At 51.5% G+C, this 18,915-nt stretch carries 11 protein-coding genes; 6 read left to right on the forward strand and 5 right to left on the reverse strand.

Annotated features, from left to right (window positions below):
* Positions 1-578: 578 nt before the first annotated feature.
* The gene (locus H3T88_RS03140) at positions 579-1,511 is read left to right on the forward strand and encodes a hypothetical protein (RefSeq protein WP_015022051.1); all 933 of its coding nucleotides are present in this window, start codon (positions 579-581) and stop codon (positions 1,509-1,511) included.
* Between the two features lie 1,846 nt (positions 1,512-3,357).
* Here H3T88_RS03140 and H3T88_RS03145 read toward each other — a convergent pair.
* From H3T88_RS03145 to H3T88_RS03160, 4 genes are all read right to left on the reverse strand, one after another.
* Positions 3,358-4,416 (reverse strand): LacI family DNA-binding transcriptional regulator, encoded by a 1,059-nt coding sequence (locus tag H3T88_RS03145; RefSeq protein WP_198203500.1) that lies wholly within the window; start codon positions 4,414-4,416, stop codon positions 3,358-3,360.
* Positions 4,417-4,728: 312 nt separating this feature from the next.
* Complete coding sequence (locus H3T88_RS03150; protein WP_198203501.1) at positions 4,729-6,171, reverse strand: MFS transporter; 1,443 nt, start codon at positions 6,169-6,171, stop codon at positions 4,729-4,731.
* Between the two features lie 61 nt (positions 6,172-6,232).
* Positions 6,233-7,177, reverse strand: a complete 945-nt coding sequence (locus H3T88_RS03155; RefSeq protein ID WP_046323066.1) for a nucleoside hydrolase — start codon at positions 7,175-7,177, stop codon at positions 6,233-6,235.
* A gap of 155 nt (positions 7,178-7,332) precedes the next feature.
* Positions 7,333-7,788, reverse strand: coding sequence for a hypothetical protein (locus H3T88_RS03160; RefSeq protein WP_143740777.1), 456 nt, complete (start codon positions 7,786-7,788; stop codon positions 7,333-7,335).
* 818 nt (positions 7,789-8,606) lie between these two features.
* On the opposite strand from H3T88_RS03160, the gene H3T88_RS03165 reads away from it, so the two are divergent.
* Positions 8,607-9,197, forward strand: a complete 591-nt coding sequence (locus H3T88_RS03165; protein ID WP_015022045.1) for a helix-turn-helix transcriptional regulator — start codon at positions 8,607-8,609, stop codon at positions 9,195-9,197.
* Positions 9,198-10,713: 1,516 nt separating this feature from the next.
* Entirely contained in the window at positions 10,714-11,949 is a 1,236-nt protein-coding gene (locus tag H3T88_RS03170) for an MFS transporter (protein ID WP_269748960.1), read from the forward strand.
* Positions 11,950-12,946: 997 nt separating this feature from the next.
* Here H3T88_RS03170 and H3T88_RS03175 read toward each other — a convergent pair.
* The gene (locus H3T88_RS03175; protein ID WP_198203503.1) at positions 12,947-13,921 is read right to left on the reverse strand and encodes a helix-turn-helix domain-containing protein; all 975 of its coding nucleotides are present in this window, start codon (positions 13,919-13,921) and stop codon (positions 12,947-12,949) included.
* 175 nt (positions 13,922-14,096) lie between these two features.
* Here H3T88_RS03175 and H3T88_RS03180 point away from each other — a divergent pair, with 175 nt between their 5' ends.
* The 3 genes from H3T88_RS03180 to H3T88_RS03190 all read left to right on the forward strand — a co-directional run bounded on the left by H3T88_RS03180 (position 14,097) and on the right by H3T88_RS03190 (position 18,465).
* On the forward strand, positions 14,097-16,115 hold the full coding sequence (locus H3T88_RS03180) for an ABC transporter ATP-binding protein (protein ID WP_198203504.1): 2,019 nt from the start codon (positions 14,097-14,099) through the stop codon (positions 16,113-16,115).
* Entirely contained in the window at positions 16,116-17,873 is a 1,758-nt protein-coding gene (locus H3T88_RS03185; RefSeq protein WP_198203505.1) for an ABC transporter ATP-binding protein, read from the forward strand.
* 442 nt (positions 17,874-18,315) lie between these two features.
* A complete protein-coding gene (locus tag H3T88_RS03190; protein ID WP_015022038.1) occupies positions 18,316-18,465 on the forward strand; it encodes a hypothetical protein in 150 nt (49 codons plus the stop codon).
* Positions 18,466-18,915: the final 450 nt, after the last annotated feature.

An 18,915-nucleotide genomic window follows, 5' to 3' on the forward strand; every position in this document is an offset into this window, starting at 1 on the left:
CCAAACGGCGGACGCGACTACCGGCACCTGACCAATGCTCTCCACTGGGTCAGGATGCGCACCACGCCATCGCAGGACCGGATCATCCACGGGCGATGCCTCACCCCCAAGCGCGGAGCGGATATCCTAGGCCCTCTGACGACCAGATGGCCACCTGCCCTGTATGCGGCAGATTGTGGAGCATAACAGCCATCAGACAATCCAGGATGGAGGAGTTCAAAGGCAGGACCATCACCTGCACGCCCATGGATGCCGTCGACTGGACTCGAGACAGATCGGGTGAAAAATCAATCGCAAGCAGGTGACCCTGTGGATCAAACACGGGAAACTGCCCTCAGCAGTGAAAACGGAAGAGCCTGGTAAGTGTGTGTTCGACATCGACTAGCCCACAGCCTGCGCATACGCAACAGGACTAGACAAAACTGGTCCGTTGACGTGTGATTGCCACACAGGTTTTTTATTGTAAGGGTCTGGCAGAGATGCCCGGACCTTTCGTATGATGTGGCTGCTTGTAGAAGCGTATTTCCGGATTTTGTTGTATTCTTTATCCAGCTAAACTTGTACGAAGGAGCAAGGTTATGGCTGGGAAAAGAAGAACCGTATATTTCTACACCGGTGAAGTGACAGATAATAAGAGCTATGTTAAGAAATGGTGTCAAGATGATTGGGAGCGATTCTTCAATGAATATAAAGAACCGTGGAAGTCATACTTTTTAGGGAAAAATTATTATGAAGGAGAAGTTGGCGAAAGCTCAACTCCGGTAGCAAGATATTTTCACCTTTTGAAGCCTAGGGCGCTTCACGATTGGCCAGAAGGCAAAGATGCACAAGGGAATACGAAAAGCCTGGGTGTCCATAGAAAGGCACTCGGGTTGAGCGAGATTGATGAATACACGTATTTGCTGCCGGTGGAAGGCACCAAATATGTGGCAATGTTTCGCTCGTCGGCCGGCCCGACATCCATAGCGGCCGCTGAATGGATGACACTTCACTTGAATCTGCAGCAAAAAGGCCGAAGGTTTGTGTTTAAGCCCGTCCTTCGCAAGAATGCCAAGGAAAAACTCCAATCTGCAGTAGGCGTAAGATCCTTGTATGTCCAGTTCGAGGGACAACCGTATGGCAAGTCGGAAAGTCAGATTGAAAAGGGGGTAGCGGTCGCAGCATCGGGAAAAGGGTTGGCTGGGAGTGACAACATGAAGATTAATTTAAATATCACCCTCGATCGCACGCAGAAAGAGGGCCTTGCCGTTGACTGGCTACTTAAAGAAGCCGGGATACTCGCGAAAGGTGTAAACGGCGGATTACCTGGGGCACACGTTTCGCGGTTAAAGGTCAAGACACTCCAGCCTGGCAAAGATGGCAAAATCAAGGTCGAGCAGGTTGACTTTTTCAAAGAGAGAATGACAGTGCGAACCGAGTTCGGCGACGCTGATGAAGCCATGGATCCGAACCAGATTATTGCTGGAATGTATGATGCAATTCGTAAATTCCGGAAGAAGTCAGGACAGTAATGATACTGAGTAGGACACAAGCAGGGTGTTAATACGAGTCTTAAACTGAAATCTCTTCTACGGAGAGTTAAAGACCACTCGACAATAGTGAATACCGTATTATTGTCGTACTCCAATTTCACTTATGCTGACTAATATATCCGCTATATCCGCGACTCCCAATTTTGTGAAAACGATAGGCAACTTCAATACAGGGAATCTATACATAGCCATTCCAACCGTCGCAGCACCGCCGGTAAGCGTCGCTGACGTAGTGGTCGTTCCGTCTTGCCTACGAGCTGGAATCTTTCAGGGGACTGGGAATAAGCGCAGGGGATGCCATGGTTAGCAACTGGCTTTCCATAAGCTACCGCAGGTTCATCAGCGCAGCATAATTACCGGAGGCATCATCGATTGATATTTTAGGCAACACGAAGCTAGCGCCGTGGTTTTTCGGGCTTTCCGTGCTATTTTGCGCTCACCTAGCCGTCGGACTGCTTTGCTGCTTCTATGTTTGATTAGGATCGTCCAGCATGACGACGTGCACGATGCACAGCATGAACTCGAACGCAGATGAACTTGGCGTAGCCTGTTAACGTGCAAGGGTCGGAACCCGAAAGAGGCTCCGGCCTCTTCTTATACCTGCCCGCAGGTGCTGTTTGCCTTCCTTCGTCTTCCTGCGGGCCCCCTGCCTGGCCGCGCCACAACCCCTACCTCTGGACGCGAGCTAAGGCTACACATCCATATCTCTCCAGGAATGGCTATGCCAAGCAGCCACTGCAGATGGCAGACCTCGCGCAGGCGCGACCGGCTGCCCGGCGACTTGCAGCGGATCAGAGCCAAGGACAAAGCCGGGGCAGGCGGCAAATGCCAAGCCAGACACCATGCGGAAGGTTGCAACCGAATAGGAACCGATAGCGACCATAGCGTCTCAGGGGACGACAACAGTTGGGCAACCTTCAATGGCTTTCAAACGCTTGCCATAAAACATAGACAGAAAGAGAGGCAACGGCGCGCAATGCATGGTATCGTGAAGTCCGGCTCCATCCCGCCGAGACAAATCCGGGATCGATCCAACCTGTCCATAGTTCGGCGATTCCGGCAAAAGCACGATTTTGTGTGACACTTGGGCGGCAAAAGTCCTAACACGATAAAAGCACCTCTGAAGAGCAAGTCATCATCTACATTACTTGAACGGGTCCCGGAGGTTAATTATGGTCATCCAATAGATTTTGTTGTAGGAGGTTTTCGCGGAGTTCTGTATCCCCCCCCCCCCATGCTTTTCGTTCCACATCCGGGAGTTAGGGCTTTCTTAGTCTGCCATTTTCGCCGGCTCAGATTCTCGCCTTGGGGGAGGGTCTGGGGTAAACGTTCGGATGCCGAACTTCATTGCTGCGGATACTCCTATCCGTGGCTTTCGTTCATTCGTGGGTAGCAAAGGGTTCAATTTAAGGAAGGTACGTCATATGACCCCGTCCTGCTTTTTATCTTGATTCAATGTGCACGGAAGCCAATTGTTTTCTGCCATGCTGGATTCCGAGGATTGGTGCATCTCGTTACACTGTGTGTCGTCTCTATGGATGAGTTGCCACCGTTTTGCAGCCACGATATTCAAAGAGCTGTCAATATGTCAGGATCGTAATTTCTGGTTCTTGTGGGTTGATGTCGAATTCGGTAAATAGCTGTGTATTGGATGCTCATGTCCTGGTCTTGAGCAGGTCGGGTCAAGGAAAATTCTGGACACTATCCAGGATGCAGAATAATTAAGCACCGGCTCTAATATGTAAGATTTTCCATTTATCACACGTATCTGTCTATGTCCCATTTTGCAACGGACGACTGTTTAGTAGTGCGTTGTTGAGGATGATCAATCTGTTTTAGACGGAATATTTCGCACAGAACCGCGGTAGACCACCGTTGGTTCGAGAACATGCGTGACAGGCGATTCCAACCAGGTCTTGTTCCTAGCGTCTTTTTGCAATTCAGAGATTCTACGCATCATTTGCGAGGAGCATGTTTTGGCCATTTCGGCGATCCCTTGATCGAAGGTTGTCAGGTTCTGCCCAACCCCTAAATGATTCAAAGTATTATCGTACCCGATGAGAGAACAGTCATCGGGTATTTTCATTCCACGTTCATTTAATCTGTTAACAAAACCAAGAGCCATTAGGTCGTTGCAACAGAATACGGCGGTTGCACCCTTGTCGATCAGTGAATCCGCTGCTTCATAGCCGCTGCCGAAGCGATAATCTCCATTGACATCGAGCTCTGGATTAATGGGAAACCCTGCTTCTGAAAGACCGTCCAGAAAACCAGCCTTGCGGGCCTCCGAGGTATCGGATTCCCTATCACCGGATATGCATGCTATGCGTGTATGACCGTGACGTACCAGTATTTCAGCAGCTTGTCTTCCACCTGAATAGTTATTTGAACCCACGCTATCGCACCAGTCCATCCCAAGAAGTCTATCGGTGAGGATCACTGGGCAACTCATCCGAGTAACTGCTGCTTTAAGATCAGCGCTATTCCTTACGGATTCTTGAGAGGGGATCAAAAACAGTCCATCGATATCCTGTGAGTCGAGTTGAATTAACAACTCATGCTCGATTTTCTCCTTGTCGTCGGAGTTGGCCACTATCAGTGAATATCCATATGACCGGCAGGTGTCTTCAATACGTTTCGCCAGCGAGGCGAAGAAGTAGTTTTCTATATCGGGGACCAGCAGGGCTAACAGCATTGAGGTATTTGTTACAAGACTGCGAGCATTCTGATTGGGAACATATTTTAACTTCTTTGCAGTCTCAATGATGAGTTTCCGTTTGTTCTTGGACATGCGGATAGGTCTATCATTGAGAACCAAAGACGCGGCGGCCACCGATACGCCAGCGGCCGAAGCAACATCCTTCAACCTCACTCGTACGCTCATAGCCGCTCCTTTTGTTTTATCCAAGTACTGTCTTATAAGACAATTCGTTGTCGACTCTTGCTGTAAACCTACAATAACAAGCAATTCGCTTTTGGACCGGGGCTGCTGGGGAAAGAGTGAACATATGTTGTTTCCCTGGGTGGTAAGGGCCCTATTGCTTTAGAAAAGTGCTTCTACAGAGGGAAACATTGGTAGGTCATTGGTGGAAGGCCCGGTAACGATTGTCTTTTGATAATCGCCACCAGGCCTTACTCATTCTGTTTAACTTACAAATATGATTGTCGCCGCGATGGGGCTATAAACTACTGATCATCACCGCTCATTCTGGAGGTCGGTACGAGAGCCATATAGCTTGTGACGAAGAATGAGTACCAGAACGACACCTACAATTAGGGTACCAACCGAAATGAGAGCCAGATTGGAGTATGTGGCACCTGCTCCGGTTTTCCCGATCAAGCTGCCTTTCGACAATGCCGGATTAGCCATCAGACTACCGAATACAGAGATTCCGATAGAACCGGTGGTGTTCATAATCAGATCATTCAGGCCAACACCACGTCCGGATTCATCCTTATGCAGTGTTCCCAGAACCGTATCAACCAAGGGCGAATACAGGAAGGCCTGGCCGCCGTTGAAGAAGATGGGGGCAATTGCCATGAAAATCGTGTTCTTCTGGGCTAGGAATGCAACCATCAACATGCCAATGGCCATTGAAGTAGCAGCGCAGATAATTGATGCCCCACGACCGATCTTGTCGACAATGAAGCCGGAGCAGCATCCCACGATGACTGCAACGACAGGTCCCCATACGATGAGCAGGGATACCTTGGCGGAATTGATGGAATAAACATCGCGACCAATGGCGTTGAGCATGGGCGAGAACCAGTTCGGCGTGAAATCAATGACGAAGACCAACAGGCATCCCAGCAGCCAGGGGACATTACGGAAGAAGCCGGGCGTGATAAAGGGCTCCTCCACCTTGTGGATGTACACCGCAAGAGCTGCAAACAGCAGAATGGAGACGATCAGCATCCACCACGCATTGAATGAGAAGAAGAGCGTGAGGAAAGCAGCACCGCCACCGAAGAGTATGAAGCCAGGTATATCGATCTTTTTCCCATTACCGCTATCGCTGGGGAGGTTGTGCATCAGGATCGGGATAAAGAAGATGGTCACCACGGGAATCAGGAAGAGGAATTGCCAATGCAAGGTGGCCAGCCACCCACCTGCCAGAATTCCAATGACGTTGGAAAGCTGGAAGGCTGCGGTGAAAACGCCAAAGAATATGACCTTTAACGACGGTTTCAGATACTTCGTAGCCACCACCAGATAGACGGAACCTGCGACCTGTTCGCCTGCTGTTTGCACGGAACGGGCGATTATGACCACCCACAGATTGCCAGTGATGAAAAATGTGGCTAGGAATCCGAGAATCGAACCTGTCAAAAGGAAGGCCATGCCCACCATGACCATCTTTTTCAGCGAAACGAAATCTCCGAGAGATCCGTAAATGAAACAGACAATGCCGAGAATGATACCCGGTATTGCCGTGATGAGCGAGGCATGTGCGGGATCACCCACGTCTTGGCCAACTTGTTCGAAGACCAGATTAAATGCCTGCATGCACAATGTGCCCAGCACGAAGGTTATGAGGAGGGGAATCAAGGCTTTGACGGCAGCCCTGTTCGTAACTTCTGGATCTTGTCTGGGATCGAATTTATCAAGAGCTTCAGTTTGAGTATTTTGTGATGACAAAGTAGTTTCCTAACCAACCGATGCCGGGCGGCTATTGCCCGGCAAAGTTTGACGATTGTTTTCAGCGGCAGGCGGCACTTGTGCGGGACATGAATTCTTTCAGGAACCGGGGAACGTCGACCTGTACCGCGACCTCCATGGTCTTTCGTGGATCATTCAAGCGCGTGTTGTCACCGATGGTACGGCCTCGGGTAGGCCCATCCACGTCTACTTGCATGTTCATAGGCAGTGTTTTTACGAAGGTGGGATCAATGGCCACTGCGGCAGCGAGAGGATCATGCAGACCGCATCCATGAAGGTGAGGGTGGAATTTCGCATAGGCGCCGATGTAGAAATCAGTCATGTCAGCCAGGAATCTGGAGCCAGGAGTATCCATGTCGCGCCATTGCTGAGTTTCCTTCTTGGTCAGCAGCGTCTGGAGGGTGACATCCAGCCCGATCATTTTTGCGGGGATACCAGACCGAAATACTCTGTTTGCCGCTTCCGGATCCTGGGAGATATTTGCTTCCTCCCAAGGATTGACATTGCCGCAGACCGTCAAGGCTCCACCCATCAACACCACTTGACCAATTTGGTCGACGATTTCAGGTGCACGCTTAATGGCGGCATCCAAATTGGTCAATGGGCCGGTGGGAACGTAGACCAGATCCTTGCCATAGGTCTTTACGGAATCGATAATGAAATCGACAGCGCTGGTTGTTTCAGGTTCCTTATTGGAGTCGGGAATTACTACTTCGCCGATGCCGTTCTTGCCGTGAATATCCGCGGATGGAGTCAGAAACTCGTCTTTGTCGCTTGGATGGTCGATGCCGGGATAGACCGGGATTTCGGGATGGCCCAGCAGACTCAAAACGGCCAGTGAATTCCGCAAGCCCTGCTTGAGCACCACATTTCCGTAAGTGCCTGAGATTCCCAACAAATCAATGTCAGGGCTCCCAAGGGTGTAGCTCAGGGCCAAGGTGTCATCCACGCCTGTGTCCAAATCGAGAATCATCTTTTTCGCCATTGTGAAGCTCCTTCTACTCTGACTGGCTTTAATAGCGATTTCTCAACAAGCTCAGGCTTTCTCCCTGACTTGAACTTGCGTCAAAACACTACATTGTATTGATAAACCGTTATATCAACGCAACAAATTCATGATAAAACGTTAAATCTAACTTGTCAAAGCAACGTCTGTTCGAACATATATCGCGCGATACATTTATTAAATGAAATATGTAGAGCACTCAGCAAAAGAGTCTTATGGGCCAAGAATGGTGTTCCGCCCAAGGGCCAGATCGTGAACCAGCGCTTGCCCAAAGGAGTGTGTAACGGGTAGAGATTCACATGGATGGGTCCATGGCGAAAAGTTGTTCTGGCTGGAAAATACTTGTGAGGACCTACCTGTTCCCACGGCTTGATGACCTGCTGATTAAGGGCATTGAGAGCAAGACGATAATAATATAGGAACGCATAGGGCTGGAGGCTAGAAAGCTTGTCTTGATATTTGGGGCGGGAAGATGAACTGGACGGTGCTGCTGTCCAGGATGCCACAACCGGTTTTCTGGAGCGGTTGCTTGTGAAGTCGACCCGAATTGTGTCGGTGTCCTGCGATTTCCTCCTGAATCCGACTTCCATGGAGGACACCTCGGCGTACTCTGAGGCATTCGGAATATCTGGCGAAAACGATGAAATACGCTGCTGCGATGATCTTGGGACCCAAGGAGCCTGTGTCAGGCAAATAGAACATACCGTTCCCGGTCGGGGTTTCCGAGTGCCATGGCGTTGAGTATCTGGTTGTCCACTCCGAAGCAGCCGTTGTTTCCCACCCACTCCATGGCAGGCTCATAGTGGTTCTGAGTTCACGTATTGTATTGTCTCATGTCGGTGTCATGACGCGGTATGTAAGCCACTTATCCGAGCTGCCTTTCTTAGGATTGCTTTCGCAGATGGCCACCATTTCCAGGAGAAGACCTTTGGAATCTACGCCGATGGTTATCCATGAACCGGCTCCATTGATTATTGATGCGCAGCACATAGTAGATTTCCGTGCGTGAACCACCTCCGCCTTCATAATCTCCCGATGTAACTCGCGGATCCTGGGGGGTATGACTGGGTCTTCTCCCACCGACTGCATGTCCTTATCCTTGTATCGCGTAATTGCATGACGATACTCAGGGCTTGGCAATGGGCGCCGGGAGGCGGGTGTGGTTGGTGTGGTGCTGATAACCCGTCCGGGGTGTTTCCCTCCAACCTGTGTTTAGGTTGAATTATGCTGATAATCCTTGAAAAACAAGGGTGTCAAAAACTTTTGGCGGGGGAATTTTTGGTATGGAGGGGGTGTGTTGATAACTTGAAGGGGTCGGACCTGCGCAGGCCTCGATGATGCAGGCACATGGTCATCAACCAACGATCGGCCGGCGGACGACGGCCAGGGGAAGGCGGGTGGCAGGGGTATGGAACTGGGCAGTCAGATTCGCCGGTATCGCTCGGAGCGAGGCATGTCCCAGGACGATCTTGCGGGGAGGATATTCGTGTCCCGCCAGACCATATCCAACTGGGAGAATGATCGTACCTACCCGGACGTGCAGAACCTGCTCCTTTTGTCCGACCTTTTCGACGTGACCATCGATCAGCTGATTAAAGGAGACCTCGACACCATGAAGCAGGCATTCGATAAAGACGTACGAAGCATGAAGATCCTGAATATGATCCTCTATGGCTTGGCCGCGGCCATCTTCATCGTGGATGGGCTGACGCTGTATGGGGTTGCAGTTGCCAAGCGGGAGTGGCCGTGGCCGCTTTCGCTCATGGGGCTCCTCGCCCTCCTGGTCCTGTTGGGAATGATCATCGGCCTTGAGGAGAACATTAAACGACGAAACGATATCCGGACCTACAGGGAGATCAAGGCTTTCCTGGCAGGTGAGGAGGTGGACCGGTCCGATCGAGGCCATGCGCCCAGCCTGCGCAAGAGGCTGTTGTTGCTGCTGCTCGTAATGGTGGTCTGCGCTGTTGCCGGGTATGCTCTTGCGGCCCTGCTCTGGTGACAGCCCTCCTCGGCTGGCAATAGGAAACGGGGCTTTACCTGTACCAACTGGCCTGATGAAGCCACAACAAGAAAGCGGCATTTTCTGTGCCTTCCAGGCGCTCAGGGTGCTCACCGGTATCACCAGGATCCCGGCAGTCCCTGCGTGTATCAGTGGCTTGGTCGGCGTCGTGGCCGTGTTTTTTCTATTCGTTGTTTCTTGTGTTTGGCTTATACCTGTTCCTACGAGTTAGTGTGCGCCACCGTGAGTTCGTGCTGGTTATCGCTAAGTGAATTGAATTGATATCTGACACTTGGATGCCGGTATGGCAAGTCATTATACATGACAAGTGGTCGAAGTCCGCTCAGGTCACAACGGCGGGCGGGTATGACGGGAAGCTAGGGCTTCTTCGTCCATGAAGTGCTTGCTGGCCATGCATGCCGAAGAGCCAGGGAAGGAGAAGGTGCCCGATGAATTCATATCTAAGGGCTTCAAGCAAAGGTACATGCTGGCAGGCGTGCCGGAGGATTGCAGTCACCGCCCGGCGCGAGCATTTCCGCTACCACGCAGACGATGAAGTGTTCATGGGAGATTGAGGACCGTATACGGTCGAACCGATACACGGCCTCCGGAACTCCTGCAGGCTCTTCAGCAAGGTCGCACACCTAAGGCAGCGTGGTCTGATTGGCACGGTCAAGGGTTCAACCAAGGGATTGTTAATTGCAATCCTGCATTGGATAAAAGTTCGCTTTCCAGAAACTTCGAAATTGATATACAAATTATTCATCAATTTTTTGATAAAGGTTTGTTACTTTTGTACTCCGAAGCGATCCTATTATTGTTGCCAACTTCAAAACTGTAGATCAGAAGTTATCCGAGCTATAATATTTTAACAATTATACTTCTTCCTATGTAAGTTGTTCCTTTGTGCAAAACCGGGGAGAACGCGAGGGTCTTTCGTGTTGCTCAGATAAACAAATAGTCTAATTTTTGTGAATGCAAATAAGGATAGACGATAGATAGCATATGACAATTGTCTCTAATCTGAGATAAACAAGGTTAACAAAAGTTGATCATTTAGAGCAACTATTCTGGTCTCGCCCCAGGGATTCAATCAATCCATCGTCTTCAGGTGAAACCTTGAAATTCTATACAAAGCATGTTCGGTAGACCTAAACCGTCAATTCCAATGAGCAGTTATGCCCCCCCCCCCCCTGTCGCCGGGCACTACGGCATACGGGGGAGTGATGGCAACTGATAGGAAACTTTCACTCATTCCCCAATCATGCCCTACCTGCGCAATTGGTTCGTTGTAAGAGGATAATAATGATTTTGTTAGTCATCCAAATCCGTTTTTTAAATAAATTCTGACGTATACAATTACTACTATTTGATTGAGTCGAATGAGATCATGGGCGAATTAACGGTGGAGAAACAAGGAGAGCAGTAACAATCTGCACAGATGTAGTTGCTCTAGAACGAGACGTTCACTCAGATCGAGTAATCCTAATTGGAGATAAAGGCCTCGGATATTGACATGGACAATTTGCTAAAGGACAGGAACAACAGATTATATCTTTCCTCGGTAGTTACAGATAACTGTGGGAGCTCTTTAATGATGTTTGCATTACCTCTCATAGTGCTGGATATAACAGGTAGCGGAATACATCTGTCGTTCATCTCTGCAATCGAAACAATACCGTTCCTTATTTTGGGTCTTCCGATAGGTGCGATAATAGACAGATTAGATGTAAAGAAGATCATGATCTTTAGTGACTTGATCAGACTGCTGAGTTATTTGGTTCTTGCTATGGCTTTGGCATTGAAAATATCGTCGGCATTTATGATTTTTATCATTTACACAGTTTCGGTTGCAGTAAGTGTGATGAACATCTTAAGTACGGTGTCGGAAATTACTTTTGTTTCATTCTTGGTTAAAAAAGAAGATTTTTCGAAATTAAACAGTACAGTTTACGGAATACAGTACGGTGTGAATTTCGCGCTACCCATACTAGGGGGAGTGCTGTATAAATTCATTCCTCAAAGTTTGTTGACCGGCATATCTGTGGTTTTCTATTTAATCAGTCTACTGCTGGTGAATAATATAATCCTGATATCTCAGAGAGACCCTTTTGCAAGGTTTTCCTCTATTAAGCACGGTGTAAATGCAGTATTCACAGATATAAAGGATGGGGTGCGATACACTGCTAAAATTCGTGCTGTTCTGTACCCTCTTGTGCTTGCCGCCTTGGTTAATATAGCATCGGCTAACTTTCAGAACGATAGTCTGATAATCTTACGTCAACAAATGGGTCTTTCTTCGGATCAAATTGGGTTGATTTTGTCAATCGCGGCAGTCAGTGCTTTGATTGGAACGATCGTAGTAAATTGGTTAAATAAAAAGATTGAGTTTGGCCAGCTTTTGGTACTGTCGATTATTGCCGGTTCTCTTTTTCGGGCGGTATTCGCATTAAGCGCTAATTTAATAATTTTAGTTTCTTCAATTGCATGCATCGCGATTAATGAGTCGATTCTTAATATCAGTATAATCACGAATCGGCAGAATGAAGTTGGGCAGGAGTACCTTGGTAGAGTCACGAGTATATACAAGGCAGTTCTAATCGGGGTGAATTCTATAGGCTATTTACTTGGCGGATTTGTTGCCAATAAGATAGGTTCAAGATTAGGTATCGGAATATCGGCGGTTGAACTTTTTGTAGTCTCAATGATAAGTCTATTCTTGATGACTTTTGTGAGGGTGCGTAATGATTAGTTTCACCATAAAGGGTATCCATGAGGACTTTATCGATGAAGAAAATGGGTATATCTGAGATAGGCGGCGGGATACTGCAATTTTGAGCTTGACTCGGTGAAGTAATGAGAGTTCCGTCTGGTTTGTCCATTGCTGTTTGGTGCCGGCGCACTGCCTTTTCTGCCACGCTGCATGGAGAAGATGAGACTCAATGAAGGAGTCCGAAGTGACCATGTCCGGTACCGTTCTGGAGTCTCATCGATATCCGCAATATGCTCTGTACCATGCAACTTTCACACAAACCTAAAAGCGAAAGGCGGCCACTTGGTCGTATTTTGCGCCACTAGAGTGTCGAACACAGAAGGTGAAGTCTGCTGTTGCGATGATCCTTCCACCCAGAGTGCCACTGTCGATGAAGTGGAGCGGACCAGATTTTGATCAAACTTCTCCGGTCGTGCGTTCATCATGAAAAGTGCGAAAGCCTGGCGGGGGCTGCGTTCGGTTATCGTGGATAAACGCTAAGAAGAATATCATGTTACTCGAAGACCCATCCAGTTTCTTCGACACTGCCAATGTCTATCCGCATGGGAATACCGAACGATACCTGGTCCAGGGCCTGAAGAGGTATGCGAAGTAGGACGGAATTGCCACTGCCCCAAGTCTTCTTCATGCCCGCAAACCCACCATGCAGCAAATCGACCATAGCCTAGAACGTCCGGGAATGGACTACGTAGACCTCTATATCAATCACCGCTGGGAATGCCTTGCATCCTCGAAGAGGATATGGATGCTCTGCACAATCTGGTGAAAGCGGGAAAAGTACGTTACCTGGATGCAATCGCCATGTACGCCTGAAAGTTCCAGAAATAACGATTCGCAGCGGCAAGCCACGGATAGGCTCCTTCGTTTCGATGCAGAGCCATATGGACCTGATCGATATGCGAGGAGGAGCGTGAGATGGTTCCCATCTGCCAGGACGGGAACATCCGCAACTGCGGAAGCTTCGATTGCGGCGAGACTAACGAACACGGTTGCAGTGCTCGCGCCAAGTGATTGGGGCAACCCCGGTTTCTCTGGTGAAAGCCGCGCTGAATGAACTGGGATGCATATATCCGACCTGCCTGCCAATCCAGGCAATGTCCTCACCAGTGGACAAGAGAAGACGGCGGGCCCGGTCCATTCTTTGCTCTCTGATGTACCGGGCCAGACTTACTCCGGTCTGATGCCTGAAGGCGAGGCATAAACGGGTGCGTCCCACATACAGTGATTGGGCTATCCGATCGATGGAGAGATTGCCGCCCAGGTTGGATTGGATATGGGTTTTGACCTGCTGGACCAGTTCGTGGTCGTGTGAGGATTCGTGTCTTTGCACAAGTGCAGAGGAAGCCTGGGCCAACATTGCCATGAGGAGGTCGATGTGTGCTTTTATAAGGAACTCCGTCCGGCCCGGCCTTCCGGGGGCAAATGATGACAGGGCGGTTGAAGCGGCCAGTGCAATATCGGATGGCCAGGGTTGGCAGAAGGCGTCAAAGAGTCCCTTGACCTGGCCGGGCCATTGGTTTTCCAGCTCCATGAAATAGTCGGGGAGGATGCAGATGCTCCGGGTCCGCGAGCGGGAGCCTGCCGGCATATGGTTGGTGACTGTTCCCGCCTGCTGTACCAAGGAGACCATATTGCCCTCCTGCTTCGTACATGGCTGCAACCCATAGGGAGCGTGGTTGGATGCCGGGCTTTCATCCAGGGTCAGGCAGGCGTAGTCGGTCATGGCGTACTCGCTGAAATTCATCTCGCGCAGGAAGGTGATGTCGTGCCATATGACCAGGCAATGAGGACCCGCTGGATTGGCTTGGAATCTTCCCTGACAGATGTCGCCATTGACCTGCCCTTCCAATCCTCCCGATCGGTGATGGAGTTCCATGCCGAGTTGCTCCGCCTGGGGGCGATAGAGGGTCTGAATCTCGCGGGATTCGGAGTATATCGTGTGGTCTGTCATGGCTCACCTGGTTTCATCCTGCCGGCTTTATGGCGATCTCGGCGGACTTTCGTTTTCGTTCGCACCTTTTATGGATTCATTCGGCGCTCTGTGACGGTCTTCCGGGCATTGACTTCTCAGATTACGTTCGATGGCAGCGAACGACAAGAGTTTTGGATGAACCTGGAGGAAAGAGATGACCACAGATCAGGCGGATTCGAGAAGCAAACCGGATCCTGCAGAAGGTAAAGCACAGGGTGGGGGAGGTGCGCCTAATCGTGAGAGGTCGCATGGGCGTAGTTCCCTCAGGCGGCTGCTTGATTTCGCCGGCCCTCGTAAGGTGTTCTCCTATCTCGGCTGTGGTCTGTCCGCCCTCTCCACGATTGCCAGCCTTGGACCCTATATCTGCATATGGCTGGCAGTAAAAGACCTCCTCGCCGTAGCGCCGAAATGGTCCCAGGCCACGGGAATTGCCATATACGGATGGGCCGGATTGGGGTTTGCGGCGGCTTCCGTCATTCTGTACTGTGCAGGACTGTTGATGGCGCATCTGGCAGCCTTCCGGAGTGCCTCCAACATGCGTAAAGAGGCCATAAGCCACCTGATGAGCCTGCCCCTGGGGTATTTCGATCTCCATGCTTCAGGCGAGTTGCGCCGCACCATTGATGGCTCGGCGGCCGACACCGAGAATCTGCTTGCCCATATACTCCCCGACGCGGCTGGATCCTTCGCCATGATTCTGGGCATGCCGATACTGATGCTGGTCTTCGACTGGCGTATGGGCCTGGCCTGCCTTTTCCCCATTCTGATAGCCCTGGTCTGCATCCGTGTCATGATGAACGATCAGGGACAGTCCTTTATGACGGAATACCAGGATGCGCTGGTGCGGATGTCGAAGACCGGGACCGAATATGTCCGTGGTATTCCGGTCGTCAAGGTCTTCCAACAGACGGTGTACTCCTTCAAGGCGTTCCATGAGGCCATCGAACATTACAGCCGAATAGCAAGGAACTATGCCATGCAAATCTGCCATCTGCCCCAGACCATTCAGATGACGGCCCTGAACGGGACCGTGATCTTCCTGATTCCTGTGGCCATCCTGCTGGCTTCGGGGCAGAGTGACTTCACCTCTTTTGTGGCCGATTTTGCCTTCTACGCCGTCTTCTCGGGCATGGTTCCCACGGCCATGACCCGTCTGCAGTTCTCCAGTGAGTCCTTCAGCAAGGCTGACGATGCCTTGAGCAGGATCACAGGTGTGCTCAGCGTTGACCCCCTGACGGTATCCACCGAACCTGAACATCCGAAGTCGGCGGATGCTTCCTTGGAACGGGTGTCATATACCTACCCAGGTGCCGATCGCCCGGCACTGGAGCGGATTGATTTCGAGGTGCCGGAGGGTGGAACGGTGGCCCTGGTCGGACCTTCGGGAGGCGGGAAATCGACCTGTGCCAGTCTGTTGCCTCGTTTTTGGGATGTGGATTCCGGCAGGGTCGCCGTGGGTGGTATTGATGTCAGGTCCATCGATCCCCACGATCTGATGGGGCAGGTCGCCTTCGTTTTCCAGACCAACAGGCTCTTTTCGACGACCATCCTGGAGAACGTCCGCGCAGCCAGACCGGAAGCCACTCCTGAGCAGGTCATGGATGCGCTGAGAGCGGCTCAGTGCATGGGCATTGTCGACAAGCTTCCTGATGGGCTTAACACCATGCTCGGTTCAAATGGAACCTACCTTTCCGGGGGAGAGGTCCAGCGTGTGGCCCTGGCCAGGGCGATCCTCAAGGAATCTCCCATTGTGGTCCTGGATGAGGCGACTGCTTTTGCCGATCCCGAGAACGAGGTCTTGATACAGAAGGCGCTGACCAAGCTGACCCGGGTTGAAGGATGCCGACGGCGAACCGTTCTCATGATTGCCCACCGTCTGTCGACTGTGGCGCATGTCGATCGAATCCTGGTGCTGGATGGGGGTCACCTAGTTGAGCAGGGCACTCATAACCAGCTTCTTGATGCGCAGGGTACCTATGCCCGTCTCTGGTCTGATTACGAACGGGCGGTCTCCTGGAAGGTCGACAACTCTTCAAAGGCTGTCGGCAAAGCGGATCAAAACCCAGCAGGCTTCACTGCGGGCGAGGAGTACGCCGCTTCCGGTGCCGAGCCATTCGTTACGGACTCGTCGACCGGTAATTCCGACACTCAGAGGGAAGGAGGTGAGGCATAAGTGTTGGCCTCATTTAAGAAGAAGTATGCCCTGTCCGACCAGGGCATGAAGATCGTGGTTCTGGGAACGCTTTGGACCACACTGACCAATCTGATCATCATGGCGGGAACGGCCTCCCTTTTGCTGGTCATGAACGCTTTTGTTGAACACCTGACAGCAGGGGCGCCCCTGCCGGAGATTTTGCCTTACCTTGCCGGTCTCCTGCTCTTTGCCCTCATACTTTTCGGCTCCTCCTGGTTCCAGTACAGCTATTCCTATGGCGCGGTTTTCAGCCAGACCGGAACCCAGCGGATCGACCTTGCCGAGAGACTGCGCAAACTGCCGCTCTCCTTTTTCGGACGGCGCGACCTGGCTGATCTGACCGATACCATTCTGGGCGACGTAGCCACCATGGAGCATGCCTACGCCCATGCGTTGAGCCAGCTCTACGGTGCAGTCGTCTCATCTGTCCTGGTCTTCCTGGCCCTTCTGCCCATCAATTGGGCTCTTGATCTGGCTGCCTTCTGGAGTGTGCCGGTGGCTTTCGCCATCATCTTTGCCACTCGGCGATTCGTCGAAACCGCGTCGCAGCGTACAAGACAGGCCCAGATTCGGGTCAGTGACGGCATTCAGGAGACGCTTGACTGCGTTCGGGAGATTCACGCCACCAATCAGGAGGACAGGTATCTGGAGAGGCTCTTCTCGACCATCGATGACACCGAAGCCATTACAGTCCGAACTGAGATGACCAATGGCCTCATAATGAACTCCGCCATGGTGGTTCTGAGGTTGGGCGTGGCAACCACCTTCCTGGTGGCTGCCGGATTGATCGTTCAGGGCAGGATCGACTTCATGGTCATGTTCCTCTTCCTTCTGATGGTCTCACGGATCTACTCACCCTTTGATCAGGCCCTGATGCTGGTTTCGGAGCTCTTCCAATCCCAAGGCTCGGCCCGGCGGATCCGCTCCATCACCGAGGAACCTGTAGCCGAGGGGAGTACGGAATTTCATCCCGATGGGCACGATATCGTCTTCGACCACGTTGCCTTCTCCTATCCCGGCCTTGCGGGTAAGGCGGCAGGTGAGCCGGTTCTTGAGGATGTCGGTTTCACTGCCAAGGAGGGGGAGATTACGGCCCTGGTCGGTCCTTCGGGATCAGGGAAATCGACCTGCGCTCGGTTGGCGGCCCGTTTCTGGGATGCCGCTTCAGGTTCCATCACCGTAGGAGGGGTGGATGTGAGCCAAGTGGATCCGGAGGTTCTTCTGCGAGACTATGCCGTGGTTTTCCAGGACGTGATGCTTTTTGATGACACAGTCATGGGCAATATACGGATGGGTCGGAGCGGTGCCAGTGATGCGGAGGTGTTGGCTGCGGCCAAGGCAGCCAACTGCGACCAGTTCGTCTCGCGCCTGCCACAGGGGTATCAGACGATGATTGGTGAAAACGGTTCCAGGCTTTCCGGAGGCGAGCGTCAACGAATCTCCATTGCCAGAGCCATCCTCAAGAATGCCCCGGTCGTCTTGCTTGACGAGGCTACCGCCTCCCTGGATGTAGAGAACGAGACGCAGGTGCAGGAGGCCCTATCGCAATTGCTGGTGGGCAAGACGGTCATGGTCATTGCCCATCGGATGCACACTGTCGAGCAGGCTGACAAGATTGTGGTTCTTGACCATGGGCGTGTGGTCGAGCAGGGTTCCCCGCAGAAGCTTATGGCAGCAGATGGTGAATTTGCGCGGATGGTTCGCTTGCAGGGAGAGAGCGCAGGCTGGTCCTTGTAGAAAGAGCCTGGATCGGCTGCATGGAGGAGCCAGGAAATCAGGTTCGTTCTGCAGGAATCAAGGCTCATCAGGTCCTTGAGCATCACGGGCAACATCAAGCTGTCCCTGCTCTAGGCAGGGACGTCAGGCAAGGGGCATTCGGGAAGATTCGGCCAGGTGGTGGGCTCTCTGGGCATTGGGTTTATACTTGGCAAAACCGCTTAAATGCTCCGGTGGGAGAAAAGCAGAAACAGTTTTCGCGCGGGCCGTCATTATGAATTCCGAGGCTGTTCTTGCTGATGAGCCCGCTACCACTCTCGATTCAGCGAACAGGTCGAGGATCATCGCTCTGCTCTTTGGCCTGAACTGCGATTCGGAATCCACAATCGTCACCGTTACGCACGACGCCTCACTGAATGACCAACATGATCGAATCATCAAACTGCAACGAAAGGCCTAGAACATGGGTTTCTGGATTATGGTATTCGCGGCTTTGCTTGGCTTGGCGCTGATTGTTCGGGGATTCGTATTGGGCAAGAAGGACAAGCGCTGGTTCGTGCTGTGCATATTGGGCGCAGCAAGCCTGGCGTTAGCCGTTTGGCTTGCTATATGAGCACCCGGTGAAACAATGTCGGCCGCCAACATCGGGTGAGTATGAGTACAGATCGCTGTCGGGTGGGACTGAGTGTGCCCGGTATGCGGCTGGACGTACTGCGCATGGGGGAAACCTGATAGGTTCAAGCAACTTGTATTTCTGCTTGGGGTGCTTCGTGGGAGGGATCGATTCTTCCCAGTATAAAAAGAGTCTGACATGGCCTCTTCCATCTGTAGAAGTCGGATAACGGTTCTCGTTGCGGCAAAAGCAACGCCTAACAACCTGCGAGACACATTGTTTCCGCTCGGGGAACTCCGGCATTTGAGATTCAGGCATTTGAGCAAATCGCTTGCTGAAGCCATGGATGAGGAAACCAGGTTCTGGGGCTATAGGAACTAAACGCGTTGTTTATGTTGGGGGTTTGGCCTTGTGGCTGTAAGCGTGTTGGGTGGTTGTTAATAGGTCGGG

Source organism: Bifidobacterium sp. W8110, from assembly GCF_016101375.1.
Classification (GTDB): Bacteria; Actinomycetota; Actinomycetes; order Actinomycetales; family Bifidobacteriaceae; genus Bombiscardovia; species Bombiscardovia asteroides.